Here is a 15,559-nt window from a genome sequence, read left to right as displayed (position 1 = left end):
GCGGGCCCTGCTGGGCGCGCTGCCCGGCCGGCGGCGGCCGGAGGTGCCGGCCGTGGAGCTGGCTGTCGCCGGGGTGCCGGTCGGCCCGGCGCACCTGGCCGACTACGACCGGGTCTGCGGGTTCCGGCTGGCCGACCGGCTGCCGGCGACGTACCTGCACGTGCTGGGCTTTCCGCTCTCGCTGCGGCTGATGACCGCGCCGGAGTTCCCCATCCCGCTGACCGGCGTGGTGCATGTGGCGAACCGGATCACCGTGCACCGGCCCGTGGAGGCCGGCGAGACGGTGGACTTCCGCACGTACGCCGAGAACCTGCGCCCACACGAGCGGGGCCGGCAGCTCGACGTGGTGCTGGTCGGCTCGGTCGACGGCACGGAGGTCTGGCGGGGCGTCTCGACGTACCTCGGGAAGGAGCGCACGGCGGGCGGCGGCCCGCGGCCCGACCGGGGTGATCGCCCGACCCCGCCGGCCGCCTCGGCGCACTGGCGGGTGACCCCCCGGGTGGGGACCGACTACGCCCGGGTCTCCGGCGACCACAACCCGATCCACACGTCGAGGCTCGGCGCGCGGCTGTTCGGCTTCCCGCGCCCGATCGCCCACGGCATGTGGAGCAAGGCCCGCTGCCTGGCGGCGCTGGAGAGCCGGCTGCCGGAGGCGTACACGGTGGAGGTGGCGTTCAAACTGCCGGTGCCGCTGCCGTCCACGGTGGCCTTCAGTGCCTCCGCCAGCGGCGGGAGCTGGGACTTCGCGCTGCACGACGCGCGGCAGGGGCGACCGCACCTGGTGGGCACCGTCCGCTGAGGAAAGAGAGGGCTTGGCGTTCCCTCTTTCGTGCGCTAAGTTGTTCTCAGATTGAGTTGTTCTCATGCTGAGAGAGACGAGACGACGTGAACGAGCAGGACTTCCTCGCCGCGTACGACCCCCGGGACTACCCGGCGGTCGCGGTCACCGTCGACGTGGTCGCGCTGACCATCCGCGACGGCGCGCTGCACCTGCTGCTGATCCGCCGGGCCGCCCCGCCCTACGCGGGGCACTGGGCGCTGCCCGGCGGTTTCGTCCGCCCCGACGAGGACCTGGCCGCCGGCGCCCGGCGCGAGCTGGCCGAGGAGACCGGCCTCGGCGGCGAGCGGCTGCGCCGGGTCCACCTGGAGCAGCTCGCCACCTACGGCGGGCCCGACCGCGACCCCCGGATGCGGGTCGTCTCGGTCGCCCACCTGGCCTTCGCCCCCGACCTGCCCGACCCGGTCGCCGCCACCGACGCCGACGACGCGACCTGGCTGCCGGTGACCGCGCTGAGCAGCCGGCAGCTCGCCTTCGACCACGGCCGGATCATCGACGACGGGCTGGAGCGGGCCCGGTCCAAGCTGGAGTACACCCCGCTGGCCACCCGCTTCCTGGAGCCCGAGTTCACCATCACCGAGCTGCGGGCCGTCTACGAGACGGTCTGGGGGCACCCGCTGCACGCCGGCAACTTCCACCGCAAGGTGCTCTCGGTGCCCGGCTTCGTGGAGAGCACCGGCGCCAGCACCGAGCGCGGCGGCGCGCGCGGCGGTCCCCGGGCCAAGCTCTACCGGGCCGGCGACGCCCGGCTGCTCCACCCGGCGCTGCTGCGCCCCGCCCGGGAGGAGACGGTGCGGTGAGGACCGAGGACGCCATCCGGCTGGTCGCCACGGCGCGCGGCGACGCCGACCTGTTCGGCACCCGTGCGCCGGCCCGCCGCTACCGCGAGCTGGTCACGGCGCTGCACCCCGACCGGCTCGGCGCGGTCGACCCGGGGATACGCGCCGCCGCCACCGACGCGCTGATGGCGGTGACCGCCCGCTGGCGTGGCGGCCGCGGCGCCGAACTCGGCGACTACGCGTTGCGCCGGATCGCGTACGTCGGGGACCTGGCCGACCTCTACGACGTCGGCCAGGACCGGCTGCTCAAGCTGCCCCGCAACCCGGCCGACAACGACCTGATGGCCCGCGAGGCGCTCGCCCTGCGGCGGATCGCCGAGCGGGGCGACCCGCGCCACCTGCCCTACGTGCCCCGGCTCGTCGACCACCTGCCCGCCCGCGACCCGGCGACCGGCGCGGAACGGCTGGTCAACGTGGTGGCCGCGGCACCCGGGCTGCACAGCCTGGACGAGGTGCGCCGGGCGTACCCGGACGGGCTGGACCCGCGCGACGCGGCCTGGATGTGGCGGCGGCTGCTGGTCGCCCTCGGCCTGGCCCACCGGGCCGGGGTGGTGCACGGCGCGGTGCTCCCCCGGCACGTGCTGATCGAGCCGGGCGCGCACGGCGTGGTCCTGGTCGACTGGTGCTTCGCGGTGGTCGGCGAGGGCGCCGTCCCGGCGCTGGTCCCCGGCCACGAGGACTGGTACCCGGCCGAGGTGACCGCGCGGCGGCCCGCCGGCCCGGGCACCGACCTGGCCATGGCCGCGCGCTGCATGACCTGGCTCATGGCCGGCCGGGCGCCACGCGAGCTGCGCGCCTTCGCGGCCGGCTGCACGCGCCCGAAGCTGGCCGCCCGCCCCGACGACGCCTGGCGGCTGCTCGGCGAACTCGACGAGGTGCTGGACCGCCTCTTCGGCCCCCGCACCTTCCGCCCCTTCACCCTCAATCCCTAGGGAGGCTGCCATGGGCAGCGGAATCTGGTCCACCGACGTGTACGACGCCGCCGACCGCTACCGGCGGGCCACCGGCGCGAGCGCGTTCTCGTACAGCGACAGCGGGGCGCGGACCGTGCACCCCGCGCTCGACCCTCGTGGCGCGGTCCGGGAGAGCCGCGACTCGGCCGAGCACCCGCGGTCGACGCCCATCGCGGTCCTCTTCGACGTGACCGGCTCGATGGGGCACGTGCCCCGGGTGCTCCAGAGCAAGCTGCCGCAGCTGCTCGGCCTGCTGCTCCGCCAGGGGTACGCACCCGACCCGCAGCTCATGTTCGGCGCGATCGGCGACGCCACCTGCGACCGGGTGCCGTTGCAGGTCGGCCAGTTCGAGTCCGACAACCGGATGGACGACGACCTCGGCCGGATCGTGCTGGAGGGCGGCGGTGGCGGCCAGATGACCGAGTCGTACGAGCTGGCCCTGTACTTCATGGCCCGGCACGCGGTAACCGACAGCTGGGAGAAGCGGGGGCGGCGCGGCTACCTGTTCATCATCGGCGACGAGCTGGCGTACCCCCGGGTGGACCGGCGGCAGGTGGCCCGGCTGATCGGCGACGACCTGCGCGAGGACGTGCCGCTGCGGCAGATCGTCGACGAGGTGACCCGGCGCTGGGACACCTACTACCTGCTCCCGGCCGGCAGCGCGTACGCGGGCAGCCGCAAGGTGCTCGACTTCTGGCGCGACCTGCTCGGCCAGCACGCCGTCGAGCTGGACGACCTGGACGCGGTCTGCGAGACCATCGCGCTCACCGTCGGCCTCGGCGAGCAGGCCATCGACCTGGACGCCGGGCTGCGCGACCTGGACCGGGCCGGGTCGACGGCCGGTCGGACCGTCTCCCGGGCGCTCGCCCGCCTCGGCGGCGGCCGGCGCACGGTCGCCACGCTGCCGTTCGCCCCGGCCGACGGAAGCGGGGTCACCCGGCTGTGAGGCACGTGATGGTGGTCGACCTCGGCTACGGCGACGCCGGCAAGGGCACCGTCGTCGACTGGCTCTGCGCGAACCGGCCGGTGCACACGGTCGTCCGGTTCAACGGGGGCGCGCAGGCGGCGCACAACGTCGTGCTGCGCGACGGACGGCACCACACGTTCGCGCAGTTCGGCGCCGGGACGTTCCGCCCCGGGGTCCGTACGCACCTGTCGCGGCACGTGGTGGTGGACCCGCTGGCGCTGGCCGCCGAGGCCGACCACCTCACGGCGGTCGGGGTGCCCGACGCGCTCGACCGGCTGACCATCGACGGGGAGGCGCTGCTGGCCACCCCGTACCACCGGGCCGCCAACCGGGCGCGGGAGATCGCCCGGGGAGCCGACCGGCACGGCTCCTGCGGGCTGGGGGTGGGCGAGGCGGTCGCGTACGGCCTCGCCCACCCCGACGAGGCGCCCCGGGTGGCGGACTGCCGTCACCCGGCGGTGCTGCGCCGCCGGCTCACCGCGCTGCGGGACCGGCTCACCGCCGAACTGGGCCCGCTGGACGCCCCGCCGGTCGAGGACTGCCTGCCCGCGTACGCCGGCTTCGCCGACCGGGTGGCGATCGTCGACCGGGGGTGGCTGTCCGGGGCGCTGCGGGCCGGGACCTGCGTCTTCGAGGGGGCGCAGGGGGTGCTGCTGGACGAGTGGCACGGCTTCCACCCGTACACCACGTGGAGCACCACGACCTTCGCCAACGCCGAGGCGCTGCTCGCCGAGGCCGGGCTGGCCGGCACCGCGCAGCGGCTCGGCGTGCTGCGGGTGACCACCACCCGGCACGGCCCCGGGCCGCTGGTCACCGAGGACCCCGCCCTGCCCTTCGCCGACCCGCACAACCCGACCAACCCCTGGCAGGGCCGGTTCCGGTTCGGTCACTTCGACGCGGTCGCCCACCGCTACGCCCTGGCCGCCGCGGGCGGGGTGGACGGGCTGGCCCTGACCCACCTCGACCTGGCCGGCCCGGCCCTGCGGATCTGCCGGCGCTACGACACCGTCGACCGGCTCACTCCCGGCCCGGCCGGCGACCTGGACCGCCAGGCCGCGCTGACCGCCCGGCTACTCCGGGCCCGCCCGGTCCTCGACGAGGCGCCCACCGACTGGCCGGCGGCGGTGGCGGCCGAGCTGGGCGCGCCCGTGCTGCTCACCTCGCACGGCCCGACCGCCGAGGACAAGGTGCGCGCCCTGGCCGGCGCCGTTTCCGCTCCCGGCTGACACCCCAGCACCGAGCATGAGGGCATGGGGGACGTGCTCGACCTGCTGCGCCAGACGGTGACGTCGCCGTGGGTGTACCTGGTGATCATCGCGGTCACCGCGCTGGGCCCGCCGCGGTGCCCGCGCCCGGGCCACCGCGCGCCGCTGACCGCGGGTCAGCCGGCCGGCGGATGCCAGGTGATCCCGCGCAGCAGCTGGTCGGCGCCGAGCCAGGCCACGTTCATCATCCGGGTGGCGGTCTTCTCCGGGTCGGCCTCCGGGTGGTCGGCAAGCCAGTCGGCCAGCGACTCGGTGGCGCCCACGAGTGCGTACGCGACGACCTCCAGGTCGGTGGCGCGGACCTCGCGTCCCCTGGCGCGCAGCGCGTGGTCGAGCATCCCGGCCACCACCTCGACCAGCCGGCCGCGCATGGTGGCCAGCTCGGCGGCGAACGGCTGCTCGCCGCGGGCCTGCCGGTAGAGCACCGCCCAGCCGTCCCGGTGCGCGCCGACGAAGCCGAAGAAGGCGCGTAGCCCGCGCCAGAGCCGCTCGTCGGCGGGCAGGTCGGAAGCGGCCGCCCCGGCGATGGCCTCCATCATCCGGGTGCCCTCGCGGTGCAGGCAGGCGACGAAGAGCTCCTCCTTGGTGCCGAGGTACGCGTAGACCATCGGCTTGGAGATGCCGGCGTCCTCGGCGATCTCGTCCATGCTGGCCGCATGGAAGCCCCGGCGGGAGAAGACCTTGACCGCCGCGTCGAGCATCTGCTGCTCGCGCACGGCGCGGGGGAGGCGCTTGAAGGTCGGTGTGCTGGACACCCTTGCGAGCATACCTACTCGTGCGTAAGGTTACGCCAGAGTAACCAAAGTCGGCTCGTCCGAGAGGTGCATCCCCCATGAGTGACTTCGACCCGACCAACTTCGCGAACGTCGGCCCGAAGGAGTTCGCGCAGCTGGTCAAGTCCACCCCCGACGACAAGCTCGCCGAGGTCATGTCCGGCGACCTGCGCGGCAAGATCCTGAGCGAGGTCTTCAACCGGATGCCGACCCTGTTCCGGGCCGACCGGGCGGGTTCCACCAACGCGGTCATCCACTGGAACATCACCGGTCGTGCCGACGGTGGCACCGACACCTACGAGATCGTCATCGAGAACGGCACCTGCACCGTCTCGGAGACCCCCACCCGGGACCCGAAGCTCAGCCTCACCATGGGTCCGGTCGAGTTTCTGAAGATCGTCTCCGGCGGCGGCAACCCGGTGATGATGTTCATGACCGGCAAGCTGAAGGCCAAGGGCGACCTGGGCCTCGCCGCCAACATCGCCAACCTGTTCGACATCCCCAAGGCCTGAGATGGCCGAGTTCTCGCTCGACCTGAACGAGGAACAGCGGGACCTTCGCGACTGGGTGCACGGCTTCGCCGCCGAGGTCGTGCGCCCGGCCGCGGCCGAATGGGACGCCCGGGAGGAGACGCCCTGGCCGATCATCCAGGAAGCGGCGAAGGTCGGCCTGTACGGCTTCGAGTTCCTCGCCACCTGCTGGGCCGACCCCACCGGACTCTCCCTGCCGATCGCCAGCGAGGAACTGTTCTGGGGTGACGCCGGCATCGGCCTGGGCATCTTCGGCACCTCACTGGCCGTCGCCGCCATCTACGGCGCCGGCACCCCCGACCAGCTCGTCGAATGGGTGCCGCAGTGCTTCGGCGACGTCGACCAGCCCGCCGTCGCGGCGTTCTGCACCACCGAGCCGGAGGCCGGCTCCGACGTCGGGTCGATGCGGACCCGGGCGGTCTACGACGAGGCCACCGACGAGTGGGTGCTCAACGGGCAGAAGGCGTACGCCACGAACGGCGGCATCGCCGGGGTGCACGTGGTCACCGCCTCGATCGAACCCGAACTGGGCTCGCGGGGGCAGGCCGCGTTCGTCGTGCCGCCGGGCACGCCGGGGCTCAACGCCACCCGCAAGCTGCGCAAGCTCGGGCTGCGTGCCTCGCACACCGCCGACGTCTTCCTCGACGACGTACGGGTGCCGGGGCGCTGCCTGCTCGGCGGCAAGGAGGCGCTCGACGAGCGGCTGGCCCGCGCCCGTACCGGCCAGCGCGCCTCCGGCCAGGCCGCGATGCGCACGTTCGAACTGTCCCGACCGACCGTCGGCGCGCAGGCGCTCGGCGTGGCCCGCGCCGCGTACGAGTACGCCCTCGACTACGCCAAGGAACGGGTCCAGTTCGGCCGGCCCATCATCGAGAACCAGGCGGTCGCGTTCGCGTTCGCCGACATGAAGATGGAGATCGACGCGGCCCGGCTGCTGGTCTGGCGGGCCTCCTGGATGGGTCGCAACAACCGGCCGTTCAGCGCGGGCGAGGGCTCGATGTCCAAGCTCAAGGCCGGCGAGGTGGCCGTCTCGGTCACCGACAAGGCTGTCCAACTCCTCGGCGGCGCCGGCTTCCTGCGCGACCACCCGGTCGAGCGGTGGTACCGGGACGCCAAGATCTACACCATCTTCGAGGGCACTTCCGAGATCCAGCGGTTGGTCATCTCCCGGGCCATCTCCGGAATGCAGATCCGCTGATCGTCGGCGGACCCCGACCCGACCCGCGGTGGCACCGCGTGCCGCGGGTCGGGCCGCCGGTCCACCCCGCCCGGTCAGGGTTTCCGCAGGCTGGGCAACTGATCACGTGGGCCGGGGTCCGCGCTGCCGCGGGTGCATGAGCGGGAGAACACGAACGCGAAGGAGGGTTGCGACTTGGACCTGCCGTTCATCGTCGCCACGCTGACCCGACGCGGACTACTCAACCCGGGCCGCCCGATCCGGGTGGCCTCCCAACTCAACGCGCTGCGCCGGTGGGGCTGGAGCCTCGCCGGTGAGCTGCGCCAGGCCGCCGCGCGCGACCCGGGGCGGACCGCCGTCGTCGACGAGCACGGCACCGCGCTGACGTTCCAGGAACTGCTGGACCGGTCGGAACGGCTGGCCCGGTCGCTGCGGGCCGGGCTCGGCGTACAGGCCGGCGACCGGGTGGGCGTGCTCTGCCGCAACCACCACGGCCTCATCGAGGCGATCGTCGCCTCGATGCTGCTCGGCGCGGACGCCGTCCTGGTCAACACCGGTCTCTCCGCGGCGCAGCTGGCCACCGTGGCCGAGGAGCAGGGCCTGCGCGTGCTCGTGCACGACGCCGAGTTCGCCGAGCGGGTCCTCGGCCTCCCCGCCGAGCTGCACCGGGTCGACGAGCGCCGCCAGGAGGAGCTGATCGCCGGCGCGCTGCCCGGTGACCAGCTTCAGCCGCCGGAGCGGGACGGCCGGACCATCGTGCTCACCTCCGGCACCACCGGCGCGCCCAAGGGCGCCCGCCGGCCCACGCCACACGGCTTCGGCCCGCTGGTGTCCATCATCGACCGCATCCCGCTGCACGTCCACGACACCGTGCTGATCGCCGCGCCGATCTTCCACACCTGGGGATACGCCGCCCTGCAGGTGTCGTTCGCGCTGCGCGCCACGGTCGTGCTGCACCGGCGGTTCGACCCGGCTACCACGGTGGCCGCCCTGGCCGCGCAGCCCTGCGACGCGCTCTTCGCCGTACCGGTGATGCTGCAACGGCTGATGGAGGTGCCGCCGCCCGGGTCCCGGCCGCCGCTCAAGGTGGTCGCGGTCAGCGGCTCGGCGCTCCCCGGCGGCCTGGCGACCGCCTTCATGGACCGCTACGGCGACGTCCTCTACAACCTCTACGGCTCGACCGAGGTCTCCTGGGCCTCGATCGCCGGCCCGGCCGAGCTGCACGCGGCCCCCACCACGGCGGGCCGCCCGCCGCACGGCACCCGGTTGGAGATCATCGACGACGCCGGCGAACCGGTCCGCGACGGCCGGGTCGGCCGGATCTTCGTGGGCAACGAGATGCTCTTCGAGGGCTACACCTCGGGCGTCGGCCGGGAGAGCCGCGACGGTCTGCTGGACACCGGCGACCTGGGCCGGATGAACCCCGACGGCCTGCTCTTCGTCGACGGGCGGGCCGACGACATGATCGTCTCCGGCGGCGAGAACGTCTTCCCGTCCGAGGTCGAGGACCTCATCGCCCGGCTGCCGCAGGTCCGCGAGGTCGCGGTGATCGGCGTGCCGGACGCGGAGTACGGCCAGCGGCTGGCCGCGTTCCTCGCCCTGCACCCCGGCGAGACGCTCGACCCGGATGCGGTCCGCGAATACGTCCGGCACTACCTGGCCCGCTTCTCCGTGCCCCGGGACGTGGTGTTCGTGAAGTACCTGCCGCGCAACGCCACCGGCAAAGTGCTCAGCCGGGAGCTCCGCCGCTACTACGGCTGAGCCACAGGGGACGGACGGGCCGACTCCGCCGGTGATACCTTCCCTGCGCCGGCTGTCCCGGCAGTGACTTCCACCCCCACCGGGAGCTGCTCGCATGGTCCGGATCCGTCGGCGTTGGGCCCTCGGCCTCCTCCTCGGTGGCGTCTCCGCCACGGCGCTCGGCACCTCCGAGCCCGTGCTCAGCCGACGCCGCGCCAGCACGCCGGTCCGCCGCCAGTCCCCGCCGGTCGAGGTGGAGAACCGGGCGGCCGGCGAGCCCTGGTGGCCGCCGGACGGCGCCCGGGCCGCAGACGACCGGCGGCGGCAGATCCAGGGGTACGCCTCGACGACCAGCCTCGCCCCGGGCGACTCCGTCGACTTCCACGTCGCGGTCAATCCGGCCGGCCGGTTCCGGATCACCGTGCACCGGCTCGGCTGGTACGGCGGCGCCAGCGCCCGGACCATGCTGACCGGCCCGGACCTGGACGGCACCCCGCAGCCGGTGCCGCCCGCCGACCCGGCAACCGGGGCGATCGCCTGCCGCTGGCCGGTGTCCTGGACCCTCCGCGTCCCCGAGGACTGGACCTCCGGCCTCTACCAGGCGGTCTTCACCTCCGCCGACGGCTGGCGCGCGTGCACCCCCTTCGTGGTGCGGGACGACCGGCGGGCCGCCGCGCTCTGCGTGGTGCTGCCGGTGACCACCTGGCAGGCGTACAACCAGTGGCCGCGGGACCGGCGGGCCGGCAAGAGCCTCTACAACGGCTACGCGGCCAGCGGGCGGCGGGATCCGGCGCTGCGGGCGCGCGAGGTCTCCTTCGACCGCCCGTACGCCGACGCGGGCCAGCCCACACAGTTCAGCCGCGACCACGACGCCGTCCAGTGGCTGGAGCGCAACCGCTACGACATCAGCTACGCGACCAGCTTCGACCTGCACTCCGGGCGGCTCGACCCGGCCCGCCACCGGGGGCTGGTGTTCTGCGGGCACGACGAGTACTGGTCGGCGGAGATGCGCCGGGCCGCCGAGGCCGGGCTGGCCGGCGGCACCAGCCTCGCCTTCCTCGGCGCCAACAGCGTCTACTGGCACATCCGGGTGCGTCCCTCCGCCGACGGCCGCCCGGAGCGGGTCGTCGCCTGCGCCAAGGCCACCCCGGACCCGGACGAGGACGCCGCCGGGCCGACGGTGACCTGGCGCGGCCTCGACATCCCCGAGCAGGCGCTGATCGGCGTCCAGTACAACGGCATCGTCGTCACCCCGCAGCCGCTGGTGGTCCGGTCGGCCGACCACTGGGTGTGGGCCGGCACCGGGGTGGCCGACGGCGACCGCATTCCCGGCGTCGTCGGCGGCGAGGCGGACGGCGTCCACCCGGCCACCGCACGGCCCGTCGCGGTCGGCGACACCCTGCTCAGCGCGTCGCCCTACCCCGCACAGCAGGGCGGCCGGCGGATGCAGAACACCCACGTGTACGAGACGGCCGGTGGCGCGGTGGTCTTCGCCACCGGCACCCTGCGCTGGACCATGGCGCTGAACCGGCGCGGCCAGCGCGACGAGCGGATCGAGCGGGCCACCGCGAACGTCCTCGACCGGATGATCGGCCGGGCACGGGCCGACCGCCCGGAGCCGCCGGACGGCACCGGCTCAGGCACGGCGGATCGGCCCGGGGGTCCGGCCGAGCGCGACTAGCCGCTCCAGACCCGATCAGGGACTTTCGTGACCGGTCGCCCCGTCAGGAGGGGATGTCGATCCGGCCCGCCACGGCGGCGTCGGCGATGTCGGAGCGGTGGTGCGAGCCCGCCAGCTCGATGCCGCGTACCACCTCGTAGGCGGCGTCCCGCGCGGCGGCCAGGTCGGGGCCGGTGGCCGTACCGCAGAGGACCCGGCCCCCGGCGGAGCGCAGGGTGCCGTCGGCGTCCCGGCGGGTGCCGGCGTGGATGACCCCGGCGCGGTCGGCGCCGGTGATCACGTCACCGGTACGCGGTGCCGCCGGGTAGCCCTCGGCCGCCACCACGACGGTGACCGCCGCGCCGTCGCGCCAGCGCAGCGGCGGATGCGCGGCCAGCGTGCCGGTGGCGGCGGCGTGCAGCAGCCCGGCCAGCGGCGTCTCCAGCAGGGCGAGCACCACCTGGGTCTCCGGGTCGCCGAAGCGGGCGTTGAACTCGATCACGCGCGGGCCGGCGGCGGTCATCGCCAGGCCCACGTAGAGCAGGCCGGCGAACGGGGTGCCCCGACGGCGCAACTCGGCCAGCGTCGGGTGCACCACGTCGCGCATCACCTCGTCGACCAGGCCGGGCGGGGCCCACGGCAGCGGCGCGTACGCGCCCATGCCGCCGGTGTTCGGCCCGGTGTCGCCGTCGCCGACCCGCTTGAAGTCCTGGGCGGGCAGCAGCGGCACAGCCGCCTCGCCGTCGGTGACCACGAAGAGCGAGACCTCGGGACCGGCCAGGTACTCCTCGATCACCACCCGGCCGCACTCCTCGGCGTGCCGAGCGGCGGCGGCACGGTCATCGGTCACCACGACACCCTTGCCCGCTGCCAGCCCGTCGTTCTTCACCACGTACGGAGCACCGAACTCGTCCAGCGCCTTTCCGACGCTCGCCGCGTCCGCGCAGGTGTACGCCCGGGCGGTCGGCACGCCGGCCGCGGTCATCACGTCCTTGGCGAACGCCTTCGAGCCCTCCAGCCGGGCCGCCTCGGCCGACGGGCCGAAGGCCGCGATGCCCTTGGCGCGGACCGCGTCGGCGACCCCGGCCACCAGCGGCGCCTCCGGGCCGATCACCACGAGGTCCGCCGCCATCTCGACGGCGAGCGCCGCCACGGCCGCCGGGTCGGTCGCGTTCACCTCCCGCACCTCGGCCACCGCCGCGATCCCGGGATTCCCCGGAGCCGCCACCAGCGCCTCGACGGCAGGATCGCCGACCAGTCCGAGCGCGAGCGCATGCTCCCGCCCTCCACCACCCACAAGAAGAACCCGCACGACCCCGCATCCTACTGACCACCCCATCCCACCCAGTCGATCATGAGGTTGGCTGCCCGGATGGTGGTCTCCGCGCGGTGACGGCCGAGCGCACCAGCCAGGGGATGTAGCGGACCGGCCGCGACGCCGAGCCCAAAACCGACAGGTGGATCAGCTCGCTGCGGGGCAGCCCGTCGATGCGGTGCAACTCGGCGGCCGTGGCCAGCACCGCCGCGGCGCCGGGACCGAAGGACGCCACCGCTGCCCTGATCCGCCCCGCACCCCACCACCTCCCACGACCACCCCTGTGGAAAACCCTGTGGACAGGCCCGCGACTTGGGCGCGTTGACCATGAAGTTGTTGCCACCGAACTCGGCGGTTTCAGCGCAACAACTTCATGATCATCGGGTGAGAGGGGGACGGGGCTTAGGGGAGGAGGGGGTGGCGGACTACGTTTTCTTCGCGGCCGGGGCCCACGCCCACGATGCTGACCTTGGTACCGCAGAGTTCTTCGATGCGGGCGATGTAGCGTCGCGCGTTCTCCGGGAGGTCGTTCTCGGTTCTGGCCTTGGTGATGTCTTCCCACCAGCCGTCGAGCTCTTCGTAGACCGGGGTGGCGTGGTGGAAGTCGGTCTGCGTCATCGGCATGTCGTCGAAGCGCTCGCCGTTGATCTCGTACCCGATGCAGATCGGCACCTTGGGCATGCCGGTCAGTACGTCCAGCTTGGTGATGACCAGGTCGGTGACGCCGTTGAGGCGGCAGGCGTAGCGGGCCACGACGGCGTCGAACCAGCCGGTGCGGCGCTCGCGGCCGGTCGTGGTGCCGTACTCGTGACCGATCTTGCGCAGGTGCTGGCCGTTGTCGTCGAACAGCTCGGTCGGGAACGGGCCGGAACCCACCCGCGTCGTGTACGCCTTGCTCACCGCGATGACCTTGGTGATCGCGGTGGGCGGGATGCCCGCGCCCACGCACGCCCCGCCCGCCGTCGGGTTCGACGAGGTGACGAAGGGATAGGTGCCGTGGTCCATGTCGAGCATGGTGGCCTGGGCGCCCTCCAGCAGGACGGTCTCGCCGCGGTCCAGCGCGTCCCAGAGCATCACCCGGGTCTCCGCGATGTACGGCCGCAGCCGCTCCGCGTAGCGCAGGTACTCCTCGACGGTCTCGTCGACGTCGATCGCCTTGCGGTTGTAGACCTTGAACAGCAGCTGGTTCTTCTCGCGGAGCGCCAGCTCCAGCTTCTTGCGCAGGATGCCGGGGTCCAGCAGGTCCTGGAGCCGGATGCCCATCCGCGCGACCTTGTCGCCGTACGCGGGGCCGATGCCCCGGCCGGTGGTGCCGATCCGCGAGCTGCCCAGGTAGCGCTCGACCACCCGGTCCAGTGCCCGGTGGTGCGGCATGATGAGGTGCGCGTCACCCGAGATCCGCAGCCGGGAGACGTCCACGCCCCGCTCGGCGAGACCGTCGATCTCCTCCAGCAGCACCTTCGGGTCGACCACCACACCGTTGCCGATGACGATCATGGCGTCCGGCGACAGCGCGCCGGACGGCATCAGGTGCAGCGCGTACTTCTGGCCGTCCGGGGTGATCACCGTGTGGCCGGCGTTGTTGCCGCCGGAGTAGCGCACGACGTAGTCGACCCGCTCACCCAGCAGGTCGGTAACCTTGCCCTTGCCCTCGTCGCCCCACTGAGCGCCGATGAGCACGATCGCTGGCATCTTCTCCGCCTCCAGAAGGCTCGGGTGCCAGGTGGCGACCGGTCGGCGAGCCCGGGGTGTCAGGCTAACAAGTAGTGACGGCGGGACCGGCAGGGGTTCACCGAGAAGCAGGAGGCTCCTTCGTGTACGACGTGGTGCTGCTCACCCTCGGCTCGGAGCGGGACGCTCCCGGCGGGGGCTGCGGCAGCGGTGACGCCTGCTGCGGTGGCGCCTCGGAGGCGGCTGGCGAGCGGCCCGAGGAGCGCTGCGAGACGCCGCGCGTACCGGTGCTGGCCTGCGCGGACGCGCTGACCGCCCGGGGCGCCCGGGTGGAGACGGTGACCGCCCGTTCGGACGCGGAGATCGACGAGGTGCTGGCCTGCCTCGACGGCCCGCCCCGCGCCGACGGCCTCACCTGGCCGGACCCCGACTCCAAGACCCGGCTGGTCGTCGCCACGGCAAGTGACGGTCAGTTGCGCGCCGTGCTGCGCCGGCTGGTCCGGCGGTACGCTCCGCCGCCCAGCCGCCGCCCCGCGGACCTGGCCGGCAACCGGACCGTGCCCGACCTGCCCCCGGTCGGCGTACTCCCGCTCGACCCGGCCCGGTCCGGGACGGCGCGGGACCTGGCCGCGCAGCTCGGCCTGCCCCGTGACCCGGACGCGGTGGCCGCCGCGGTGCTGGACGGCACCCCCCGCCGGCTCGACCTGCTGCGCAACGACGGCGGCTCGGTGACGCTGGACGGCGCGCTGCTCGGCGCGGCCGACGACGCGGGCCGGCCGCTGCACTGGCGGGCCCGGGGCGAGGTCGACGGCACCGTGCTGAGCACCGGCGAGGAGCCGATCATGGCCTGCGCGATCGGCAACGCCGGCGGTTACGCGAGCCTGGGCGACGTGGCGCTGCTGGCCGACCCGGACCCGTCCGACGGCCGCGTCCAGGTGGCCGTGGCCGTGCCCGTGGTCACCCGGTCCGCGTTGGGCCGGAAGAGGGTACGGCTGGAGGTGCGCCGGGCCCGGGGCCGGGCGACGGCGGTCGTACCGCGCGACGGGAAGGTGCCCTTCCTCGACGACGGCGTCGAGGGCGAGCTGGGCCGGAAGCGGTCCTGGTGGACCGAGCCGGGCGCCTGGGCGGTCTGGACGGCCTGACCTCCGTCGATCCCCGCTCGGGCCACCCGGGAGACCGGACGGCCTATCCTCGGCGGAAGGAATGGGGAGGAACCGTGGTGCACGAACACGCCGACCCGGCCCACGTGCCGGGTCAACCGCAGGTGCCGGAGCGGGACATCGAACCGCTCTGGCCGCCCGAGCAGGCCGACGCGGTCGTCACCGCCCCGCCGTGGGCGGCCCCGGCCCAGCCGAGCGCGGCGCCCTGGCCCGTCCCGCCCGGCGACGCCGCACCGTCGCCCCCGTGGCCGCAGCCGCCCGCTCCCGACGAGGTACGCGCGGGTGACGCCGTGCCCGCACCCCGCGCGGCACAGCCCCCGGTCGACCTGGACCTGCCGTTCACCCTCGACCAGCCGGCACCCAACCCGACGGCGGCGACCCCGGTGGTGGCCACGCCCGAAGCGACCGCGCCCCGACCGGTCACCGCCGCCGGACCCGACGACACGGCTCACACCGGGGGAACCACGCCCGAAACGGCCACGCCCGGAACGACCGCTCCCCTGCCGGCGATCGAAACGGCGGACGGAATCCGGGCGGACGCCCCTGCAACCGACGGCGGAGAGGCGGAGAGCCGCGGCGACCGTGGGGCCGGCACGCCACCGAACGGCCGGCCGGAGTCTCCGTGGGCCCAGCCTCCGCAGCGCACGACCGCCGACCCCGCCAGATCGGAA

The 15,559-nt window shown here is 74.2% G+C and carries 14 protein-coding genes and 1 pseudogene; 11 read left to right on the top strand and 4 right to left on the bottom strand.

Annotated elements, in window-relative coordinates; all coding sequences use genetic code 11:
- The 5 genes from B0E53_RS21770 to B0E53_RS21750 all read left to right on the top strand — a co-directional run.
- Positions 1-799, top strand: a 799-nt coding sequence (locus B0E53_RS21770) for a MaoC/PaaZ C-terminal domain-containing protein (RefSeq protein ID WP_107077753.1), incomplete at its 5' end; no start/stop codon positions are given.
- An 86-nt stretch (positions 800-885) separates the two neighbouring features.
- Positions 886-1,638: an NUDIX domain-containing protein gene (locus B0E53_RS21765; protein ID WP_107077752.1), complete on the top strand. Its 753-nt coding sequence runs from the start codon at positions 886-888 to the stop codon at positions 1,636-1,638.
- Positions 1,635-2,609, top strand: coding sequence for a serine/threonine protein kinase (locus B0E53_RS21760; protein WP_107077751.1), 975 nt, complete (start codon positions 1,635-1,637; stop codon positions 2,607-2,609). Before B0E53_RS21765 ends, B0E53_RS21760 begins: the two co-directional genes overlap by 4 nt.
- A gap of 10 nt (positions 2,610-2,619) precedes the next feature.
- Positions 2,620-3,576: a hypothetical protein gene (locus tag B0E53_RS21755; protein ID WP_107077750.1), complete on the top strand. Its 957-nt coding sequence runs from the start codon at positions 2,620-2,622 to the stop codon at positions 3,574-3,576.
- Positions 3,573-4,823 carry an adenylosuccinate synthetase gene (locus B0E53_RS21750; protein ID WP_107077749.1) on the top strand — a complete coding sequence of 417 codons (1,251 nt, stop codon included), beginning with the start codon at positions 3,573-3,575 and terminating at the stop codon, positions 4,821-4,823. The genes B0E53_RS21755 and B0E53_RS21750 overlap by 4 nt, the downstream gene beginning before the upstream one ends.
- Positions 4,824-4,978: 155 nt before the next feature.
- On the opposite strand, the gene B0E53_RS21740 is transcribed toward B0E53_RS21750, so the two are convergent.
- Positions 4,979-5,617, bottom strand: a complete 639-nt coding sequence (locus tag B0E53_RS21740) for a TetR/AcrR family transcriptional regulator (RefSeq protein WP_210406170.1) — start codon at positions 5,615-5,617, stop codon at positions 4,979-4,981.
- Positions 5,618-5,694: 77 nt separating this feature from the next.
- Between B0E53_RS21740 and B0E53_RS21735 the strand changes: the two genes are divergently transcribed.
- From B0E53_RS21735 to B0E53_RS21720, 4 genes are all read left to right on the top strand, one after another.
- Entirely contained in the window at positions 5,695-6,147 is a 453-nt protein-coding gene (locus tag B0E53_RS21735) for an SCP2 sterol-binding domain-containing protein (protein ID WP_107077747.1), read from the top strand.
- Position 6,148: 1 nt separating this feature from the next.
- Positions 6,149-7,363: an acyl-CoA dehydrogenase family protein gene (locus B0E53_RS21730; RefSeq protein WP_107077746.1), complete on the top strand. Its 1,215-nt coding sequence runs from the start codon at positions 6,149-6,151 to the stop codon at positions 7,361-7,363.
- A gap of 174 nt (positions 7,364-7,537) precedes the next feature.
- Complete coding sequence (locus B0E53_RS21725; RefSeq protein ID WP_107077745.1) at positions 7,538-9,103, top strand: AMP-binding protein; 1,566 nt, start codon at positions 7,538-7,540, stop codon at positions 9,101-9,103.
- A gap of 94 nt (positions 9,104-9,197) precedes the next feature.
- The gene (locus tag B0E53_RS21720; protein WP_246835532.1) at positions 9,198-10,763 is read left to right on the top strand and encodes a N,N-dimethylformamidase beta subunit family domain-containing protein; all 1,566 of its coding nucleotides are present in this window, start codon (positions 9,198-9,200) and stop codon (positions 10,761-10,763) included.
- A gap of 43 nt (positions 10,764-10,806) precedes the next feature.
- On the opposite strand, the gene purD is transcribed toward B0E53_RS21720, so the two are convergent.
- From purD to B0E53_RS21705, 3 genes are all read right to left on the bottom strand, one after another.
- Positions 10,807-12,054 (bottom strand): phosphoribosylamine--glycine ligase, encoded by a 1,248-nt coding sequence (purD, locus tag B0E53_RS21715; RefSeq protein WP_107077744.1) that lies wholly within the window; start codon positions 12,052-12,054, stop codon positions 10,807-10,809.
- Between the two features lie 40 nt (positions 12,055-12,094).
- Positions 12,095-12,292: a hypothetical protein gene (locus B0E53_RS21710; RefSeq protein WP_107077743.1), complete on the bottom strand. Its 198-nt coding sequence runs from the start codon at positions 12,290-12,292 to the stop codon at positions 12,095-12,097.
- 167 nt (positions 12,293-12,459) lie between these two features.
- Complete coding sequence (locus B0E53_RS21705) at positions 12,460-13,749, bottom strand: adenylosuccinate synthase (RefSeq protein WP_107077742.1); 1,290 nt, start codon at positions 13,747-13,749, stop codon at positions 12,460-12,462.
- A 122-nt stretch (positions 13,750-13,871) separates the two neighbouring features.
- Between B0E53_RS21705 and B0E53_RS21700 the strand changes: the two genes are divergently transcribed.
- A complete protein-coding gene (locus tag B0E53_RS21700) occupies positions 13,872-14,870 on the top strand; it encodes a diacylglycerol kinase family protein (protein WP_107077741.1) in 999 nt (332 codons plus the stop codon).
- A 74-nt stretch (positions 14,871-14,944) separates the two neighbouring features.
- Positions 14,945-15,559: pseudogene (locus B0E53_RS21695) on the top strand (hypothetical protein); the annotation flags it as partial.

The sequence above is a fragment of the Micromonospora sp. MH33 genome (assembly GCF_003013775.1).
Taxonomy (GTDB): domain Bacteria; phylum Actinomycetota; class Actinomycetes; order Mycobacteriales; family Micromonosporaceae; genus Micromonospora; species Micromonospora fulviviridis.
Note: the sequence above shows the minus strand (reverse complement) of the source record. Positions and strands in the feature narration are given on the sequence as shown.

Bases quoted from the DNA above. Each gene is read 5' to 3' on its own strand.
- B0E53_RS21730 (WP_107077746.1), top strand. From the start codon at position 6,149: ATGGCCGAGTTCTCGCTCGACCTGAACGAGGAACAGCGGGACCTTCGC.
- B0E53_RS21735 (WP_107077747.1), top strand. From the start codon at position 5,695: ATGAGTGACTTCGACCCGACCAACTTCGCGAACGTCGGCCCGAAGGAG.
- B0E53_RS21720 (WP_246835532.1), top strand. From the start codon at position 9,198: ATGGTCCGGATCCGTCGGCGTTGGGCCCTCGGCCTCCTCCTCGGTGGC.
- B0E53_RS21705 (WP_107077742.1), bottom strand. From the start codon at position 13,749: ATGCCAGCGATCGTGCTCATCGGCGCTCAGTGGGGCGACGAGGGCAAG.
- B0E53_RS21755 (WP_107077750.1), top strand. From the start codon at position 2,620: ATGGGCAGCGGAATCTGGTCCACCGACGTGTACGACGCCGCCGACCGC.